We start from the raw sequence: 16,546 nt of genomic DNA, 5'->3' as shown, positions 1-16,546 counted from the left end.
CTTAACGGCCCGCAAGCCTGCAGGCGGGCGAAGCTCTCTCAGCCCAGGTCGATCAGCACCCGTTCGCCTTCGAAGCGCAGTGGCCAGCAGCGCAGCCGCACCGATTCGTCTTCCACACATTGGCCGTCCGCGAGCCGAAAATGCTGCTTGTAGATCGGTGAGGCCACCACCGGTTCCCCCTGGATATCGCCGACGATGCCCCGGGCGATGACATTGGCGTCTGAGAAAGGGTCGTGGTGATCAACGGCGAAGAGCTCGGTGGCCTGGCCGGGCGGCCCCGGCATGTCCGGGCCGGCGGGAAGGTAGAACACGGCGACCTGGACCGGTCCCTCTGGCGTTTCGATCCAGGCGGCGACGCCTGAGTGGGCTACCAGATCGGCCTTGGTGCAAAGGGGCTGCCACGTCTGGGTCATGGTCGGGTCTTTTGCGGTTGCGGTGGTCATGGAGATTCCTCGAGAACATGGTGTCGGCTAGCTGGGCGGGATGAGCGTAATCCGGCGACAGGCCCCGCGAGGGCGCTATGAACCCATCCATGGGCGCTAATTTGGCCTGCGGCGCTCATCCCGATATCGGGAAGGGCCCGTTTACGCCGGGCGCAACTGGCCGCGTTCCTCGGTGACGATGATGTCCGGGTCGGGACGGGCATCGTTGACGAAGCTGCGGAAGCGCTTGAGCTTTTCGGGGTCGCCGAGGGCGTTGGCCCACTCGCACTCATAGTTGTCGATGACGTGGCGCATCTGGCTTTCCAGTTCCTCGCCCAGCCCCAGGCTATCGTCGATTACCACGTCCTTGAGGTAGTCGAGCCCGCCTTCGAGATTTTCGCGCCACACCGAGGTACGCTGCAGGCGGTCGGCGGTGCGCACGTAGAACATCAGGAAGCGGTCGATGGTGCGGATCAGGCTGTCGTCGTCGAGGTCGGTGGCGAAGAGTTCGCCATGGCGGGGACGCATGCCGCCGTTGCCGCACACATAGAGATTCCAGCCGTTCTCGGTGGCGATCACGCCGACGTCCTTGCTCTGGGCCTCGGCGCACTCGCGGGTGCAGCCGGAGACGGCGAACTTGAGCTTGTGTGGCGAGCGCAGCCCCTTGTAGCGGTTTTCCAGGTAGATCGCCATGCCCACGCTGTCCTGCACGCCGTAGCGACACCAGGTGCTGCCGACGCAGGATTTCACGGTGCGGGTGGACTTGCCGTAGGCGTGGCCGGTCTCGAAGCCGGCCTCGATCAGCTCGCTCCAGATATCCGGCAATTGCTCGAGGCGGGCGCCGAACAGGTCGACGCGCTGGCCGCCGGTGATCTTGGTGTAGAGCCCGTACTTCTCGCCGACCTCGCCCAGCACGCGCAGCTTGCTCGGGGTAATCTCGCCGCCGGGAATGCGTGGCACCACCGAGTAGGTGCCGTTCTTCTGCATATTGGCCATGAAGGTGTCGTTGGTGTCCTGCAGCGGCACATGGGCGGCATCGGTGATCGGCTCGTTGAAGCACGAGGCCAGGATCGAGGCTACCGCCGGCTTGCAGATGTCGCAGCCAAGTTTCGGGGCTGATGAAGAGCCAAGTTTCGGGGCTGATGAAGAGCCCAGGCTTGGGGTCGAGGAGGCGCCGTGCTTTGCGATCAGCTCGCTGAAGGTCTTGATGCCCTCGACGCGAACGATCGAATAGAGCTCCTGACGGGTATGGGCGAAGTGCTCGCAGATCGAGTGGTCGACCTCCACGCCGCGGGCCTCGAGCTCATGGTCGACCACGCTCTTGAGCAACGCCGCACAACCGCCGCAGCCGGAGCTTGCCTTGGTCGCTGACTTGACGGCGCCCAGGTCACAGGCACCGGCATCGATCGTCTCGCTGATCGCGCCCTTGGTGACGTTGTGACAGGAGCAGATGGTCGCGCCTTCGGGTAGGGCATCGGCGCCGAGAGTCGGGGCGCCCTCGACGCTGGGCAGGATCAGCGACGCAGGGTCCTCGGGCAGGGCGATGCCATTCTGGGCGTATTGCATGAGGGTATCGTAGGGATCGTTGTCGCCCACCAGTACCGCTCCGATCACGCGTTTGCCATCCCCGCTGATCACCAGTCGGCGATAGACGCCAGTTGCCTCGTCGCTGTAGCGATAGCTGATGGCGCCGTCGCTTGTGCCGTGAGCGTCGCCGATCGAGCCCACATCGACGCCCAGCAGCTTGAGCTTGGTGGACATGTCGGCGCCTGCGAAGCGCTCCCCGGCAGGCTCTGGCCCACGAAAGGGGCCGGACAGGGCGTCGGCCGCGCAGCGTGCCATGGTGTAGCCCGGCGCCACCAGTCCGAAGATGCGGTTGTCCCACAGCGCGCACTCGCCGATAGCGAAGATCTCCGGGTCCGAGGTGCGACATTCATCGTCGATGACGATACCGCCGCGCTCGCCGATCTCCAGTCGGCATTCGCGGGCCAGGGTGTCCTGTGGGCGGATACCGGCGGAGAACACGATCAGGTCGGTTTCCAGGTATTCGCCGTCCTTGAAGGTCATACGATAGCGGTAGTCGTCGCCGGCAGTGATCTCGGTGGTGGCACGGTTGAGGTGTACGCCCACGCCGAGCTCTTCGATCTTTTCGCGCAGCGCCGTGCCGCCCTGGTCGTCGAGCTGGACCGGCATCAGGCGTGGGGCGAACTCCACGACATGCGCCTCGAGATCCAGCGACTTCAGCGCATTGGCGGCCTCCAGGCCCAGCAGGCCACCGCCCACGACCACGCCTCGCCGGGCATCGGTCGCCGCCGCACGGATGGCGTCCAGGTCGTCCAGGGTGCGGTAAACCAGCCGGTTGGGCTGGCCCGTCTCGGCGCCGGGGATCGGCGGCACGAACGGGTAGGAGCCGGTGGCCAGCACCAGGCTGTCGTAGGGGTAGCGGCCCTGATCGGTGATGACCTCACGGTTTTCGCGGTCGATACGGCTCACCCCCTCGCCGAGGCGCAGGGTGATGTCGTGGGTGGGGTAGAAGTCCGCCTCGCCGAGTGCCAGGTCGGCGGCATCGCGGCCGCTGAAGTATTCCGAGAGGTGTACCCGGTCATAGGCCGGGTGGCGTTCTTCGCCGAATACGGTGATGCGGAAGTGGGCGGCCGTGCCGCGCTCGACTAACTGCTCGACCAGGTGATGGCCGACCATGCCGTTACCGATGATGATCAGGTCTTGGGGAGTGGGCGTCGTCATGCGGCGGCCTCCTGAGTGGCGTTATGGGAAGGGGCATTTTCGAGCAAGGGGGCGGCATCGCCGGCACCGAATAGCAGGGCCTGGCGGCCGGCCGACAGATCCTGTCCGGCCAGCGACTGCTCGAAGTACCAGGGGCCGGCGGCGGTATCGCCGTAGAGCATGGCTCCTTCGAGTCGGTTGTCGCGGAGCAGCAGGCGTCGATAGTCGCCCTGCTGCGGGTCGTGGTAGCAGAGCACCTCGTGGTCGTCCTCGGGCTCGATGGGACCGAAGGCGTAAAGCGAGACGCCGCTGATCTTGAGCTTGGTGGCGGTGGGGCGTTCGACATAGCCGGCCACCGGTGCCGCGTCCCGGTCACGGCACAGGTGGTCGGCCAGTACCTCGACCTGACGCCAGATCGGTTCCACCAGGCCGTAGGTAGTGCCCCGGAACTGGCAGCATTCGCCGAGGGCATGAATGGCAGGGTCCGAGGCGGTGAGATGTGCGTCGACCACGATGGCGCGGTCCACTTCCAGCCCGGCGGCGCGGCCGAGCTCGGCATTGGGGGTGATGCCGGCGGCGATCACCACGCAGTCGGCGGCGAGCCGTCGCCCGTCTTCCAGATGCACGGCCCTGACTCGCCCCGCGGCATCGCCCTCCAGGGCTGCCAGGCGAACACCGGTGACGATGCCCAGACCGCGCCGGGTCAGTTCGTCCTCCAACAGCCCGGCGGCGGTGGCGTCGAGTTGGCGGTTCATCAAACGGTCTGCGCGCTGCAGCACCTGGACCGTCAACTCGGGGGTCGACTGGCAGGTGCCCTCGCAGATGCGCTCGGCCTGGGCCAGCGCCTGCTTGCGCAGGCCCTCGGCGGCCTCGAGGCCGAGCAGCCCTCCGCCGACCACCACCGCGTGGCCTCCCTGCTCGGCGGCACGGGTCAGCGCGGCGACATCGCCAAGGTCGCGAAAGCCGTGCACGCCCTCAAGATCGATGCCTTCGATGGCGGGCATCGCGGGGCGCGAGCCGGTCGCCATCACCAGGCAGTCGTAGCTGAGAGTCTCGCCGCCGCTGGTGACCAGGCGGCGTGCCTGACGGTCGATCTCGACGACTCGTGCGCCAAGCTTCAGGTCGATGCCCTGTTCGCTGTACCAGTGGGTATCCCGCAGGGTCAGGGCCTCACGATCCATCTCCCCGGCCAGCCATGGCGAGAGCAGAATGCGGTTATAGGCCGGGGCGGTTTCCTCGCCGATCACGGTGATGCGGGCCGGGCGTCCGGGGCGTTCTAGCAGGGCCTCCAGCAGGCGGTGGCCGGCCATGCCATTGCCGATGATCACCAGGTGCTCGGGGCAGGATGTCGGGTGAGGGGTCATGATGCCTCTCCTCCAGCGGTCGGGTCCTTGCCGTGCGTCGTCCTGCGGCCAGCTCGTGACGTCGAGAGCGTGGCGCTAAACGTACGGCATAAAAAAACGCCCGACCGGGCACTGCCGCATGCTGCGGTAGTACCTGGCCGGACGTCTTCGTCCGTGGCAGAGCGTCGATCGCCATTGATCGTCGCTAGCCCGTCGTGGGCACCCCTGGCGTTAGGGGCGCTAGTGAAGAACACACTGCACGTAGCTTGCCAAGGGCGCCCGTGGTGGCTGTTTTTACTTTATAGGCAGAGGGTTAGATTAGATCGAGAAGCGCCGGCCGGCTTGGCCGACGCCTCTTAAGGCGCACATCATTGGTGCGTGGCAGCATCGAAGTGCACGGGGGAGTAGCATTCATCGAGGGTGGCTCGATCCAGGTGACGACCGTTGTCGCGCATCTGCTGATCCATTTGCTCGGCGAAGAGCCCGGCGGCCTCGACATCGGGACGCAGCACGCCGGGCCCGTAGAGCTGCTGACAAATCGGCGGCTCATCCAGGGGCAGGTGCGCCAGATGGCTTATCGAGCGATCCAGATAGGGCGGCAGGGCCAGCCACTCCAGGGCTTGGCGCCGATGAGCGGGATCAGACGCGAGCCACTCGCTGGCCTCCCAGAGCGCGTGAATGAGACGAGACAGGGTCGCGGGGTAGCGGTTGGCCCAGGAACGGGTCACGCCCAGCACTTTTTCCGCTGGCGTGCCCCACAGCTGGGCCCCGGTGGCGACGATACGGCCGGCCTGTTGCGATTCGGCAAGCGAGCCCCAGGGTTCACCCACGCAGAAGCCATCGATGCTGCCGGCCTCCAGAGCCTCGACCGTTTGCGACGGAGGCAGGACGCTAAGCGTCACGTCCCGGTCCGGGTTCAGACCGCCGAGGCTCAACCAGTGGCGCAACTGATAGTGCTGGCAGGAATGCGGGTAGACCATGGCCAGGGTCAGCTGGTGGTCGGCCTGTCGGCTCAAGTAGTCGGCGAGGGCGCGAGCACTGTGCTCCGGGCCCTGCCGATGGTCGGCGCCGCTGGCCTCGGCCAGTCCATCGGCGAGCACGATGGCGTTGCCGTTACGCCCCAGGGTGATCGGTGCCAGGGTGTCGCAGGGTGCGCGCCCAAGCCCTAGGCTCATCGCCAGTGGCAGCGGGGCCAGCATCTGGGCCCCATCCAGCAGGCCGGCGGCCACCCGGTCGCGTAGAGTCGACCAGGCGTTCTGGCGCGACAGGGTCACCTCGATGCCCTGGGCGGCGAAGAAGCCCTGTTCCCGGGCGACCACCAGCAGAGCGCAGTCGAGCAGCGGCACGAAACCCAGCGTCAGCCGGTCGAGTTCGGCATCTTGCAGCATAGTCATTGGCCCTTCTCCAGGGGTTCGAGAATATCGATGACGCTCTTGGCGACCTCGAAGATGCGCTGACTGCGATCCATGGCGATCTTGCGCAGCATGCGGTAGGCCTCTTCTTCCCCACAGTTCTGGTGTTGCATCAACAGGCCCTTGGCACGTTCGATGCGCTTGCGCTCGGCGAGCTTGTTGCGGGCCTTGTCGAGCTCGGTGCGCATCGACTGGAAGGCATCGAAGCGGGCGATGGCGACATCGATGATGGCGCGGACACGGCCGGGTACCAAGCCATCGACCACATAGGCGCTGACCCCGGACTTGAGCGCCGCCTGCATGATGTCGGAGTCGTGCTGGTCGGCGAAGAAAACCACCGGGCGGGGGTTCTCCCGGTTGAGCAGCGCCATGCTGTCGAGGGTGTCGCGGTCGGGGGACTCCATGTCGATGATCACCACGTCGGGCTCGTGGCGGGCGACCATCTCGTTGAGGCTGGTGGGGTTCTGCAGCCGGCAGATGACTTGGTGGCCCTCTGCGGTGAGTGCCTCCTCGACCATGGCGGCGCGCACGACCTCGTCGTCGACCAGCAGGATGTTGAGCGGTGGGGGCATGGCGGTGACTCGCGATGTTCGATGGATGTCATGCAGCGTCTACTTGGCCATGCAAGGAATGTTCCGTCTTGAGGCATTTTTGAGTCAAATGCACTGATGCGGCGCAGTTGGCGCGGCCTTTGACAGCCCTTGGAGCGGTCGACCTTGGCGGGAAGGCGGCAACCTGGAAATCTGGCGAGTGAGTCGTGATGGTGCAATATCGTGCCGGGATGTCGCCTGATAGTGCGCCATCTGGGGCTAGGCCGGCTGAGCCCGCGCTCGTTTCATTTCTTTCACAAGCCCGGCAGGCCTGCGGCGGCGGGCCCCGGCCGGGACACAGGCTCGTGGCTGTCTAGAGCTGGCACGAGGCTTGCTTGGTAGAGGCTACCAACGAGGCGCCAATGACGGCGCGCTCATCCAGACAACGGCGTCCGGCTCCCTGCCCTTCCATGGCAGCGGAGCCGGGCGCCTTTTTGTTGGACGGCCCGGCGGCGAGACGCCATCGGACGCGGGCCACCTAGTAAAGGGAGAGCCGGATGCACCAGGTGCGAACGACTTGTCCATACTGCGGCGTCGGTTGTGGCGTCGTGGCCGACATAGCGGATGGGGCCATGACCACGGTCGGCGGCGACCGGAAACACCCCGCCAACTTCGGCCGGCTCTGCGTCAAGGGCTCGGCGCTGCACGAGACGCTGGGCGAGTCGGGACGGCTGACCCAGCCCCGGGTCGACGGTCGCGAGGTCGACTGGGACACGGCATTGGATACCGTGGCAGAACGGCTCGCCGCCACCCGTCGGGCGCATGGCGATGAGGCGGTGGCAGCCTACCTGTCTGGTCAACTGCTGACCGAGGATTACTACGTGGCCAACAAGCTCTTCAAGGGCTTTCTTGGCACTCCGCATCTGGATACCAACTCGCGGCTGTGCATGGCCTCGGCGGTGGCCGGCTACAAGCGCGCCTTCGGTGCCGATGCCGTGCCCTGCAGCTACGAGGATCTGGAAGAGGCGGAACTGGTGGTGCTGGTGGGCTCGAACCTGGCCTGGAACCATCCGGTGATCTACCAGCGACTGCGCACCGCCAAGGCCCGCAATTCGCTGATGCGGGTGGTGGTGATCGACCCACGGGTCACCGACAGTTGCGAGATCGCCGATCTCTATCTGGGCCTGGCGCCGGGTAGCGATGCGCGCTTGTTCAATGGCCTGCTGGCCTTCATGGCGGACCGGGGGCGCCTCGATCACGTCTACCTGGAAGGCCATGCCGATGGGCTGGACGAGGCGCTCGCCGCCGCCCGAGAAGACGATGTCTCGGTGGAGGCGGTGGCCGCCGATTGCGATCTCGATCCCGAGGCGTTGCAGACCTTCTATTACTGGTTCGCCAGCCAACTGCACGTGGTCACCCTCTATTCCCAGGGCATCAACCAGTCGAGCAGCGGCACCGACAAGTGCAACGCCATCATCAATTGCCACCTGGCCGGCGGTAAGATTGGCCTGCCGGGTGCCGGTGCCTTCTCGATCACCGGTCAACCCAATGCCATGGGCGGGCGCGAGGTCGGTGGGCTGGCCAACCAGCTGGCCGCCCACATGGACTATGACACCCCCGGCGCCCTGGACCGGGTAACGCGTTTCTGGGCCACCGAGTCCCTGACGCCGACCCTGCCGGAGGGCCCTGGCCACAAGGCGGTGGCGCTGTTCGAGGCCATCGAGCGCGGCGAGGTGCAGGCGCTGTGGGTAATGGCCACCAATCCGGCCGTCAGCCTGCCGGAGGCCAACCGCGTGCGCGCGGCGCTTACCAAGTGCCCGCTGGTCATCGTCTCCGAGTGCATGGCCAATACCGACCTGCTCGGCTATGCCGATATCGTGCTGCCGGCGTCTTCCTGGTCGGAGAAGGATGGCACGGTCACCAACTCCGAGCGCTGCATCTCGCGCCAGCGCGGCATGCTGCCGCCCCCCGGTGAGGCCCGCCATGACTGGTGGATCATCAGCCAGGTGGCGCATCGTCTTGGCTATGGCGAAGCCTTCGGCTACACCCATCCCGCCGAGATCTTCGACGAGCACGCCCGCCTTTCCGGTTTCGAGAATGACGCGGCCGTGCGCGGCGAGGGCTTTCGTCTGTTCGATATCTCGGGCCTGGCCGGGCTCGGCCGAGCCGACTACGACGCCTTGGCGCCGATCCAGTGGCCAGTCAATGCCGCTGCGCCCCAGGGGACCGCTCGCCTGTTCGAGGATGGTCGCTTCGCCACGCCAAACGGGCGGGCCCGTTTGCTGCCGGTGCGCCCGCGGGGGCCGGCCCAGGGGCTCGATGGCGCCCGCCCCCTGCGTCTCAACACCGGCCGGGTGCGCGATCAGTGGCACACCATGACCCGCACCGGCCGTGCACCAAGGCTCATGAACCATCGTGCCGAGCCCTTCATCGAGGTACACCCCGAAGATGCCGTGGCGGCCGGCCTCGGCGATCAGCAACTGGCGCGGCTCAGTGGCGCCGACGGTGACTACCTGGGGCGAGTTCGGCTTGCCAAGGGCCAGCGCCGGGGCGAGGTCTTCGTGCCCATGCACTGGACCGATCAGTTCAGCAAGCGGGCCCGCATGGGCGGGCTGCTTAGCGCCCACCTCGACCCGCTGTCCGGCCAGCCGGAATCCAAGCATGGTGCCGTGGCGCTGGACCCGCTGCCGCTTGGCTGGGAGGCCACCCTGCTGGTGGCCGCCGACCTGTCGGGCGAAGCCGTCTGGAGAGACGAAGCCAGCTATTGGTCGCGTATCCCGCTGGCCCATGGCGAGCGCTGGCAGTTGGCCGGCGGCGAGCCGGACGAGAATGCGGCCGACCTCGACGACTGGCTGGCGCGGTTATCGGCCTGGCTGCCGGTGGCGCCAACCCTGTGGTGCACCGACCCGACCGATGGCCGGCTGCGTGCCGCTGGCGTGGCCGATGGCCGTCTGCGTTGGTGGTTAATGGTGGGCCCGCCTGCGGAACTGCCGGGGCTTTCCTGGCTGGACGAGCGTCTCGCCGAGGCTGACCGGGGGGAGTGCCTGACGGATGACGCGCGGCGACGGCTGCTGGCCGGCTGCGACAGCGGCGAGGCCGATGCCGGCCCGCTGGTCTGCAGCTGTCATCAGGTCGGTCAGAAGGCCATCGTCGCGGCCATTCAGAGTGGGGATGCCAGCGTCGAGGCATTGGGTGCCCGGCTCGCCTGCGGCACCCAGTGCGGCAGCTGCATTCCCGAACTCAAATCTCTTCTCGAAGAAAGTGCCTAACAGGAGGCCAGTCATGCGGACGTTGACAAGAAGCGGGAAAAACAAGCCCTTTGAGGCCATGGGCGTGTTCGTGCGCCTGGGGCAGGCCCTCTCTCTGGCTATTTCACGGGCCATGCCGCGGGGGCTATTGAGAGGGATGCTGGGCACCGGTGGCCAGGCGGCCGATGCCCTCGGCACGCGATCCGCCATGACAACCGGCCGCTGTCGTGCCGGCACGGTGTATCTGGTCGGCGCCGGCAGCGGCGATGGCGAACTCTTGACCCTGAAGGCCGCACGGCTTCTTCAAGAGGCCGATGCGGTGGTCTACGACCGATTGATCGGCGACGACGTTCTGGCGCTGATTCCGCCACGCCGCGAGCGCTATTACGTCGGCAAGGCCCGTGGCCAGCACAGCGTACCCCAGGCCGAGATCGGCGCGCTGCTGGTGCGACTGGCCCAGGAAGGCAAGTCGGTGGTGCGTTTGAAGGGCGGCGATCCCGGCGTCTTCGGGCGCATGGGCGAAGAGCTTGCTGCACTTGGAGCAGCCCGGGTACCCGCCGAGATCGTACCCGGTATCACCGCGGCCTCGGCGGCCGCCGCCAGCCTTGGCATTCCGCTTACCGACCGTGCCCATGCCCAGCAGCTGCGTTTGGTCACCGCTCAGCTGTGTCGCGAGGGTGGTGAGCCGGACTGGGCATCGCTTGCCCGCCGCGATGAGACCCTGGTGTTCTACATGGGGCTATCGAAGGTCGAGGCGATCTGCGCTGGGCTGCGCGGCGCCGGGCTGCCCGACGACTGGCCGATCATGTTGGTCGCCAATGCCAGCCTGCCCGAGCAGGCGGCCCTCACCGGTACACTTGCCGACATGCCCGGTCGTCTCGCGGCATCGCCGTTGCCGTCGCCGTGCCTGATTGTGGTGGGCAGCGTGGTCAGCATGGTTGAGCATTCCCCGGCGGCAGCGGATGCCGTGCAAATGACCTTAACTTGAGCCATATCACTCACTGAACGAGACGTTTTCAACTAGCTTTTAGACATCGGCGTTCATTCGTGGCACGCCGCCACGCTTGCCCGGAGTCCGGCCAGTTGGAATTCAAGGATTACTATCAGACGCTCGGGGTAGCCAAGACCGCTACCGCCGAGGAGATCAAGAAGGCCTACCGCAAGCTGGCCCGCAAGTACCATCCCGATGTCAGCAAAGAACCCGATGCCGAGGATCGCATGCAGGCGATCAACGAGGCCAAGGAGGTGCTGGGGGATCCCGAGAAGCGGGCCGCCTATGACCAGCTGGGGCAGGACTATCGGGCCGGTCAGGATTTCAGGCCGCCACCGGATTGGGATGCGGGCTTCGAGTTCACCGGCCGCGGCTTCGAGGGGGCTGAGGCGGACGAGTTCAGCGACTTCTTTGCCAATCTTTTCGGCCAGGCCGGGCGCCGCAAACAGCGCGGCCAGGGTTACCGGATGCGCGGCGAGGATCGCCACGCCAAGGTGATGATCGATCTGGCCGATGCCTATCAGGGCGCGACGCGTACCATCAGCCTGCAAGTGCCCGAAATGGATGCTCAGGGCCGGGTAGTGACCCGCGCGCACAGCCTCAGCGTCAAGATTCCCAAGGGCGTCAAGGAAGGCCAGCACATTCGCCTGACCGGGCAGGGGAGCCCGGGCATGGGCGGTGGTCCACCGGGCGATCTGTTTCTGGAAATCCACTTTCACCCCGACCAGACGTTTCGCGTCGAGGGCCGCGATGTCTACGCCAGTGTGCCGGTGACACCCTGGGAGGCGGCGCTGGGCGCAAGCATCGAAACACCTACCCCCGCCGGCCCAGTCCGGCTCAAGGTGCCCGCCGGCTCGCAAAGCGGGCGCCGGCTGCGGCTCAAGGGGCGCGGCATTCCCGGCCAGGAGCCGGGCGATCTCTATGTGGAACTTACGGTAGTGCTGCCGCCGGCGGATACCGACAAGGCCCGCGAGCTTTACGCCACCATGGCACGCGAGCTCGATTTCGATCCGAGGAGGACTGGTCATGGCAGACGATAAAGCCGTGCGTGGCGAGTTGATCGATGAGGCCACGCTCACCCTCGAGGAGTTGGCCCGGGCCTGTGCGGTGGAGGCCGACTGGGTCATCGAGCGCCTCGAGAGCGGCCTGCTGGCCGATGGCAGCCACTATGTGAGCCGTCAGCGCTTAACCGGCCAGCGCTTCACCAGCCGAGACCTGACCCGAGCCCGGCGCCTGCGCCAGGTCGAACGTGACTTCGAGGTCGAGCCGGAACTCGCGGCATTGGTCGCCGACCTGCTCGAAGAGGTCGAGCGGCTGCGTACCCGGCTTCGCGCAGCGGGAGTGGAATGAAATGGGCCCCGCTGAGTCAGTCCCACTGACGCAGGCGCATGTCAATGGCCTGCACTTGTCATGGTTAGGATCCGTTATGGCTAGGACCTGTCATGGCTGGCTCGGAACTGCTGAGCCTCGTCGCCTATCCAGTCGATAAAGCGCTGCACCAGGGGAGGGGCATTACCTGCGGCAGGCAGGATCAAGTCGTAGGTGAATGGCGAGCCGATCACGTAGCGGTCTGAGAAGGGTCGCACTAATACGCCGCTCGCCAGGCGGTCGGCGACCACCGCGGGATTGGCAAGCATCACACCGCGCCCGGCGATGGCCTGATCGAGTGCCAGCCCCGAGAGCGAGTAGCGTCGCTGGATCGGCACCTCAACATCGGCCAGGCCGGCGGCATCAAACCAGGCCCGCCATCCTGGAAAATCGATGCCCTGTGGTGATTGCCAGGCGACCTCGAGCAGCGGGAAAGCGAGCAGGTCGGCGGGCGTTTCGATGATAGCGTGCTCCAGTATTGCCGGGGCACAGACCGGGAATAGCTGGTCATCGAACAGCCGAACGCTTTCGACACCCGGCCAGGGACCCTGGCCATAGCGAATCGCCAGTCGACCGCCGTCACCCTGCCAGGTGGGTGAGATCAGCTCAGGGCTGGCATCCAGCGTGATGTGCAGGCGCTGTTCCTGTGCTTCGAAGTCCGCCAGGCGTGGCAATAGCCAGAGCTGTGTGAATGACGGTGGTGCACTCAGTACCAGCGTCTTTTCCGTGCGCGAATGTTCGCTCGCCGCCCTGACACCGGCGGCAATCCGCTCGAGCCCGGCTTCTACTTCCTCGGCCAGCCGACGCCCGGCGTCATTGAGAATAACGCCGTTGGGATGGCGCTCGAAAAGCGTCAGGGCGAGCCGGTCCTCGAGTTGTTTGATCTGCCGGCTAACCGCACCGGGTGTTACGCCAAGCCGGTCTGCAGCGGTCTTGAAGCTGCCCTCTCGAGCGGCTTCCACGAAGGCACGTAGCGCGTTGAGGGGCAGCCTTTCGATTCGCATAGCATGATTTTTCCTAAGCCTAGAGGGGCAGATTAATCGTTTGGAGTCGGTGCCGGCAAATGCTGAACTGGGCGCTCTTTCTCACAGGAGTCGCTCATGAAATCCTCGCGTCTTTCCTCGCATGATGGCGCCGTTGCAGCATGCGCTTTGCAGCGCCGTTCATTGGATAGCCAGGCCGGTGTGTTGATGACGCTGTTCTGTCTGGCGTTGGGGGCGCAGCAGGTGGCGATCAAGGCCGTGGCCAGCGATATCGCGCCCCTGGCACAGGTGGGTTGGCGCTCGCTTATCGCCGCCGGGCTGGTATTGGCGTTTGCTTGCTGGCGCGGGGTGCGGTTCAGCGACTTCCGTGCCGGCTTGGGGCCGGGGGTATTGGTGGGGCTAGGCTTCGCTGCCGAATTCGGCTTTGTGGCCTGGGGGCTGAACTACACCCTGGCCTCACATATGTCGGTGTTTCTCTATACCGCACCGGTGTTTGCCGCGCTGGGCTTGCACCTTTGGGTGCCGGGTGAACAGTTGGCTCGGCGCCAATGGTGGGGTATAGGTCTGGCATTCGCCGGCATGCTGATGGCCATGGCGCCAACCACCCAGCAGGCCGATGTCTGGTCAGTGTTGCTGGGCGATGGTCTGGGGCTCTTGGCCGGCTTGTCCTGGGCCGCCACTACGCTGGTATTGCGCCGCTCTTCGCTGTCCGAGGCGCCGCCGGTGCAGACGCTTTGCTACCAGTTGGGCATCGCGGCGGTGGTACTGCTGCCATTAGCCGCATGGCTGGGGTATCTCGACGCTATCACGCTGACGGGGCCAGTGGTGGCGAGCATGGCGTTTCAGACGCTGGTGATCTCATGCGCTGCGCTATTGCTGTGGTTTGCGCTGCTACGCCGTTACTGGGCATCGCAACTCGGGGTGTTCTCGTTTCTTTCGCCGGTGTTCGGTGTGCTGTTCGGCGCCCTGCTCTTGGGCGAACCGCTGACGCTGAATTTCGTTGCCGGTGGTATCGCGATTCTGGTGGGGATTCTGCTGGTCAGCCGATGATCGGTACGGCAAGCAGGGGGTAGGTTCACCGAGCCGGTGTCGCCGGCTCGGCTTTCGGGCCTTACAGCTTGCTTAGAACGGTATCGGCGCTGCTCTCGTCAACGCCCTTGGCATCGACGCCGAGGTATTCCACCACGCCATCGGTGGCGATCAACGCAAAGCGTTTGCTGCGAGTCCCCATGCCACCCGCGCTGACATCCATATCGAGGCCCAGGGCGCGGGCGAACTCGGCGTTGCCATCGGCGAGCATGGTGATTTGCTGGGCGTTCTGGTCTTTCTGCCAGGCATCCATCACGAAGGCGTCGTTGACCGCCATGCAGGCGATGGCATCCACGCCCTTGGCGAGGATGTCGTCGGCCTTGATCACGAAGCCGGGCATGTGGGTGTTGGAGCAGCCAGGCGTGAAGGCACCGGGGACGGCGAACAGCACCACCTTCTTGCCGGCGAAGAACTCGCCCAGGGCGATGTCTTCCGGGCCATTGGCGCCGTTGGTCTTGATGGTGACGTCGGGGATCTTGTCGCCTACGGAAATACTCATGCGGCGCTTCCTCTCTTGGGAAATGGCACGGCCGGCAGGTGGCAGGCCGTGAACTCTCACTTTAGCAAGGGCATGGCAGAGGAGAAAACCAAGGCGCATGCCAAACGATGTGATCAGGGCCTCAACCCAGCTTTACGCCGATTTCGACCGCCAGATCCCCCTGCTCATCGACGATGCGCCACTGGATGACCTTCAATTCGATCCCGCCGTGCAGTCGGTGACCAGCATTATCCTAAGTGGCATCGGCTTGTCGTCCTGACGAGAAGGAACAAGTAGGTCCTCAACCGCATGGTCCCTCGCTTATGCGGGAGTGCACGCCCAGCAAAATAACCGCCATCGGCGGTACACTTATTCGACCCTTTTTGTAAGAGATGTCTTACATCTTGTTAGTCTTATGATTACATCATTATGCTTAAGTTTCAGTTAGTATCCATATGGTGGCATCATAAGTGGTATGAGCTGCCTGCGAAACTGGGTGTTTTATACGGCCATGATGTCTTGTGGATATAACTTTCAGGGGGTTGTGACCGTTCGAGAATAACAATGTGAAGATTTATATAGCTGCAGTTGGTTTCTAAATCCGAATTTTCAGCGCCCATCGGAAAGGGCGATGAACAATTTTGCGACCATTGCAACACTGATTCTGCTCACGCTGGCTATCGCCAACGAGAAGTCGACCAAGGAGCTTATCGCCGAAGCCAACAGGGAGAATATCAAGGGGGCAGGATCTTGCTAACTCCAACTTGCGCAATGCCGAAGTGCTGCATGCCATGGGCATGCTTCCCGGTATTATGGGGCGTTGGTCGGCGCGGCATCACCATTTTCTCGCCAAACAGTCACAAGCGAGTGACCGTGCTGGCCTGCTTTCGAACATCTCCAAAGTACTGCGCTTGATGTTCCATTCGCACATTCTTGGGTTGGGGGCCTTGCTGGTCCTTGAGGGTGACTTGACGCTGGGTATGATGATCGCGGGCTCGATTCTCATGGGGCGCGCCTTGGCACCGATAGACCAGATGATCGGTAGCTGGAAGAGCTTCGTCAGTGCGCGCACCGCTTATCATCGTCTCAACGAATTGTTCGAAAAAGTACCTGCTGAGCAGCGGCGGATGTCGCTGCCGGCACCTGAAGGCCGCCCAGGCCGATACTGGCGTGCGCAGCGCAGGTCACTACCCTGAGCTCAATCTCAATGTCAGCTACTCTGATCGCGCCTCAAACGACCCATTCCGCGAAAGCCAAGACGCCGCGGCCTCGCTGCAACTTGCGGTACCCATTTATCAGGGTGGTTACACCACGGCCGATGTGCGCCAGAGCGAGTTGACCGTAAAGGCCAGGCAGGCCGCTGTAACCAATGAGCCCAATCTGGTGCGACAGGAAGCGCGCAAGCGTCTGCGCAGCCTTCAGGGCGATGTGCGCCAGCTTGATGCGCTGCAGCAATCCATTCAGTCCAGCCGTTTTTTCCTGGAAGCGGCTGAAAAAGGTGAGCAATTAGGCATGCGCGACCTGGTGGACGTTCTCGATGCTCGCGCCGAACTATATGACCTGAGAATTCAATTTGTCGAAGCGCTATGTCAGTACTTGCTTGACGACCTTAATCTTCATGCATCGGTAGGTGAGTTGGGTACTCCCGATCTGGTAGATGCCATGGCACTTCTTGTTCGTATTACAGGCGAGGGGGACATGTCTCAAATACCAGATGTGACACGGCCAAGTAGGTTTGAGGCTAATGGCTAATTTCTTATTTATCTCGGCGTGCTTTCCTGGGGTATGCCAATCATTTATTAGGGGATGTCGAGTGAATATCCAGCTCTTGAAGGAAATATAATGCGCTACCTGATTTTAATGTACGTTATCATGACCCTGGGGTTCTTCTGGAACTTAAAGTGGTCGCTAGTCGTATTCACGATCACCTGGGTGCTGTGCCTTATCTTCAAGCGCTA

The 16,546-nt window shown here is 64.3% G+C and carries 14 protein-coding genes and 1 pseudogene; 8 read left to right on the top strand and 7 right to left on the bottom strand.

The window, feature by feature from the left end; all coding sequences use genetic code 11:
* Nucleotides 1–38: 38 nt before the first annotated feature.
* The 5 genes from nirD to HUS66_RS00055 all read right to left on the bottom strand — a co-directional run bounded on the left by nirD (nucleotide 39) and on the right by HUS66_RS00055 (nucleotide 6,473).
* Entirely contained in the window at nucleotides 39–443 is a 405-nt protein-coding gene (gene nirD, locus HUS66_RS00075; RefSeq protein WP_175068969.1) for a nitrite reductase small subunit NirD, read from the bottom strand.
* 141 nt (nucleotides 444–584) lie between these two features.
* Nucleotides 585–3,167, bottom strand: coding sequence for a nitrite reductase large subunit NirB (gene nirB, locus HUS66_RS00070; RefSeq protein ID WP_175068968.1), 2,583 nt, complete (start codon nucleotides 3,165–3,167; stop codon nucleotides 585–587).
* Entirely contained in the window at nucleotides 3,164–4,510 is a 1,347-nt protein-coding gene (locus HUS66_RS00065) for an NAD(P)/FAD-dependent oxidoreductase (RefSeq protein ID WP_175068967.1), read from the bottom strand. The genes nirB and HUS66_RS00065 overlap by 4 nt, the downstream gene beginning before the upstream one ends.
* A gap of 347 nt (nucleotides 4,511–4,857) precedes the next feature.
* Nucleotides 4,858–5,883 carry a CmpA/NrtA family ABC transporter substrate-binding protein gene (locus tag HUS66_RS00060; RefSeq protein WP_175068966.1) on the bottom strand — a complete coding sequence of 342 codons (1,026 nt, stop codon included), beginning with the start codon at nucleotides 5,881–5,883 and terminating at the stop codon, nucleotides 4,858–4,860.
* A complete protein-coding gene (locus HUS66_RS00055) occupies nucleotides 5,880–6,473 on the bottom strand; it encodes an ANTAR domain-containing response regulator (RefSeq protein ID WP_092527729.1) in 594 nt (197 codons plus the stop codon). The genes HUS66_RS00060 and HUS66_RS00055 overlap by 4 nt, the downstream gene beginning before the upstream one ends.
* 515 nt (nucleotides 6,474–6,988) lie before the next feature.
* Between HUS66_RS00055 and HUS66_RS00050 the strand changes: the two genes are divergently transcribed.
* The 4 genes from HUS66_RS00050 to HUS66_RS00035 all read left to right on the top strand — a co-directional run bounded on the left by HUS66_RS00050 (nucleotide 6,989) and on the right by HUS66_RS00035 (nucleotide 12,020).
* Nucleotides 6,989–9,700, top strand: a complete 2,712-nt coding sequence (locus HUS66_RS00050) for a nitrate reductase (RefSeq protein ID WP_175068965.1) — start codon at nucleotides 6,989–6,991, stop codon at nucleotides 9,698–9,700.
* 187 nt (nucleotides 9,701–9,887) lie between these two features.
* Complete coding sequence (cobA, locus tag HUS66_RS00045) at nucleotides 9,888–10,667, top strand: uroporphyrinogen-III C-methyltransferase (protein WP_254628651.1); 780 nt, start codon at nucleotides 9,888–9,890, stop codon at nucleotides 10,665–10,667.
* 59 nt (nucleotides 10,668–10,726) lie between these two features.
* A complete protein-coding gene (locus HUS66_RS00040; protein WP_282847679.1) occupies nucleotides 10,727–11,710 on the top strand; it encodes a DnaJ C-terminal domain-containing protein in 984 nt (327 codons plus the stop codon).
* Entirely contained in the window at nucleotides 11,697–12,020 is a 324-nt protein-coding gene (locus HUS66_RS00035; RefSeq protein WP_175068964.1) for a chaperone modulator CbpM, read from the top strand. The genes HUS66_RS00040 and HUS66_RS00035 overlap by 14 nt, the downstream gene beginning before the upstream one ends.
* 80 nt (nucleotides 12,021–12,100) lie before the next feature.
* Here the strand turns inward: HUS66_RS00035 and HUS66_RS00030 are convergent, their stop codons facing one another.
* The gene (locus HUS66_RS00030; protein WP_175068963.1) at nucleotides 12,101–13,042 is read right to left on the bottom strand and encodes a LysR substrate-binding domain-containing protein; all 942 of its coding nucleotides are present in this window, start codon (nucleotides 13,040–13,042) and stop codon (nucleotides 12,101–12,103) included.
* A 96-nt stretch (nucleotides 13,043–13,138) separates the two neighbouring features.
* Here HUS66_RS00030 and HUS66_RS00025 point away from each other — a divergent pair, with 96 nt between their 5' ends.
* Nucleotides 13,139–14,071, top strand: a complete 933-nt coding sequence (locus HUS66_RS00025) for a DMT family transporter (RefSeq protein ID WP_175068962.1) — start codon at nucleotides 13,139–13,141, stop codon at nucleotides 14,069–14,071.
* 61 nt (nucleotides 14,072–14,132) lie between these two features.
* Here the strand turns inward: HUS66_RS00025 and HUS66_RS00020 are convergent, their stop codons facing one another.
* Nucleotides 14,133–14,609 (bottom strand): peroxiredoxin, encoded by a 477-nt coding sequence (locus HUS66_RS00020; protein ID WP_175068961.1) that lies wholly within the window; start codon nucleotides 14,607–14,609, stop codon nucleotides 14,133–14,135.
* 97 nt (nucleotides 14,610–14,706) lie between these two features.
* Between HUS66_RS00020 and HUS66_RS00015 the strand changes: the two genes are divergently transcribed.
* The 3 genes and pseudogenes from HUS66_RS00015 to HUS66_RS00005 all read left to right on the top strand — a co-directional run bounded on the left by HUS66_RS00015 (nucleotide 14,707) and on the right by HUS66_RS00005 (nucleotide 16,340).
* Nucleotides 14,707–14,868, top strand: coding sequence for a TetR family transcriptional regulator C-terminal domain-containing protein (locus HUS66_RS00015; RefSeq protein WP_175068960.1), 162 nt, complete (start codon nucleotides 14,707–14,709; stop codon nucleotides 14,866–14,868).
* A gap of 360 nt (nucleotides 14,869–15,228) precedes the next feature.
* Nucleotides 15,229–15,739 (top strand): annotated as a pseudogene (locus HUS66_RS00010) (type I secretion system permease/ATPase); the annotation flags it as partial.
* A 19-nt stretch (nucleotides 15,740–15,758) separates the two neighbouring features.
* The gene (locus HUS66_RS00005; RefSeq protein WP_282847675.1) at nucleotides 15,759–16,340 is read left to right on the top strand and encodes a TolC family protein; all 582 of its coding nucleotides are present in this window, start codon (nucleotides 15,759–15,761) and stop codon (nucleotides 16,338–16,340) included.
* Nucleotides 16,341–16,546 lie beyond the last annotated feature (206 nt).

Source organism: Onishia taeanensis (assembly GCF_013349955.1).
Classification (GTDB): Bacteria; Pseudomonadota; Gammaproteobacteria; order Pseudomonadales; family Halomonadaceae; genus Onishia; species Onishia taeanensis_B.
This window is presented reverse-complemented; position numbering and strand designations above follow the sequence as displayed.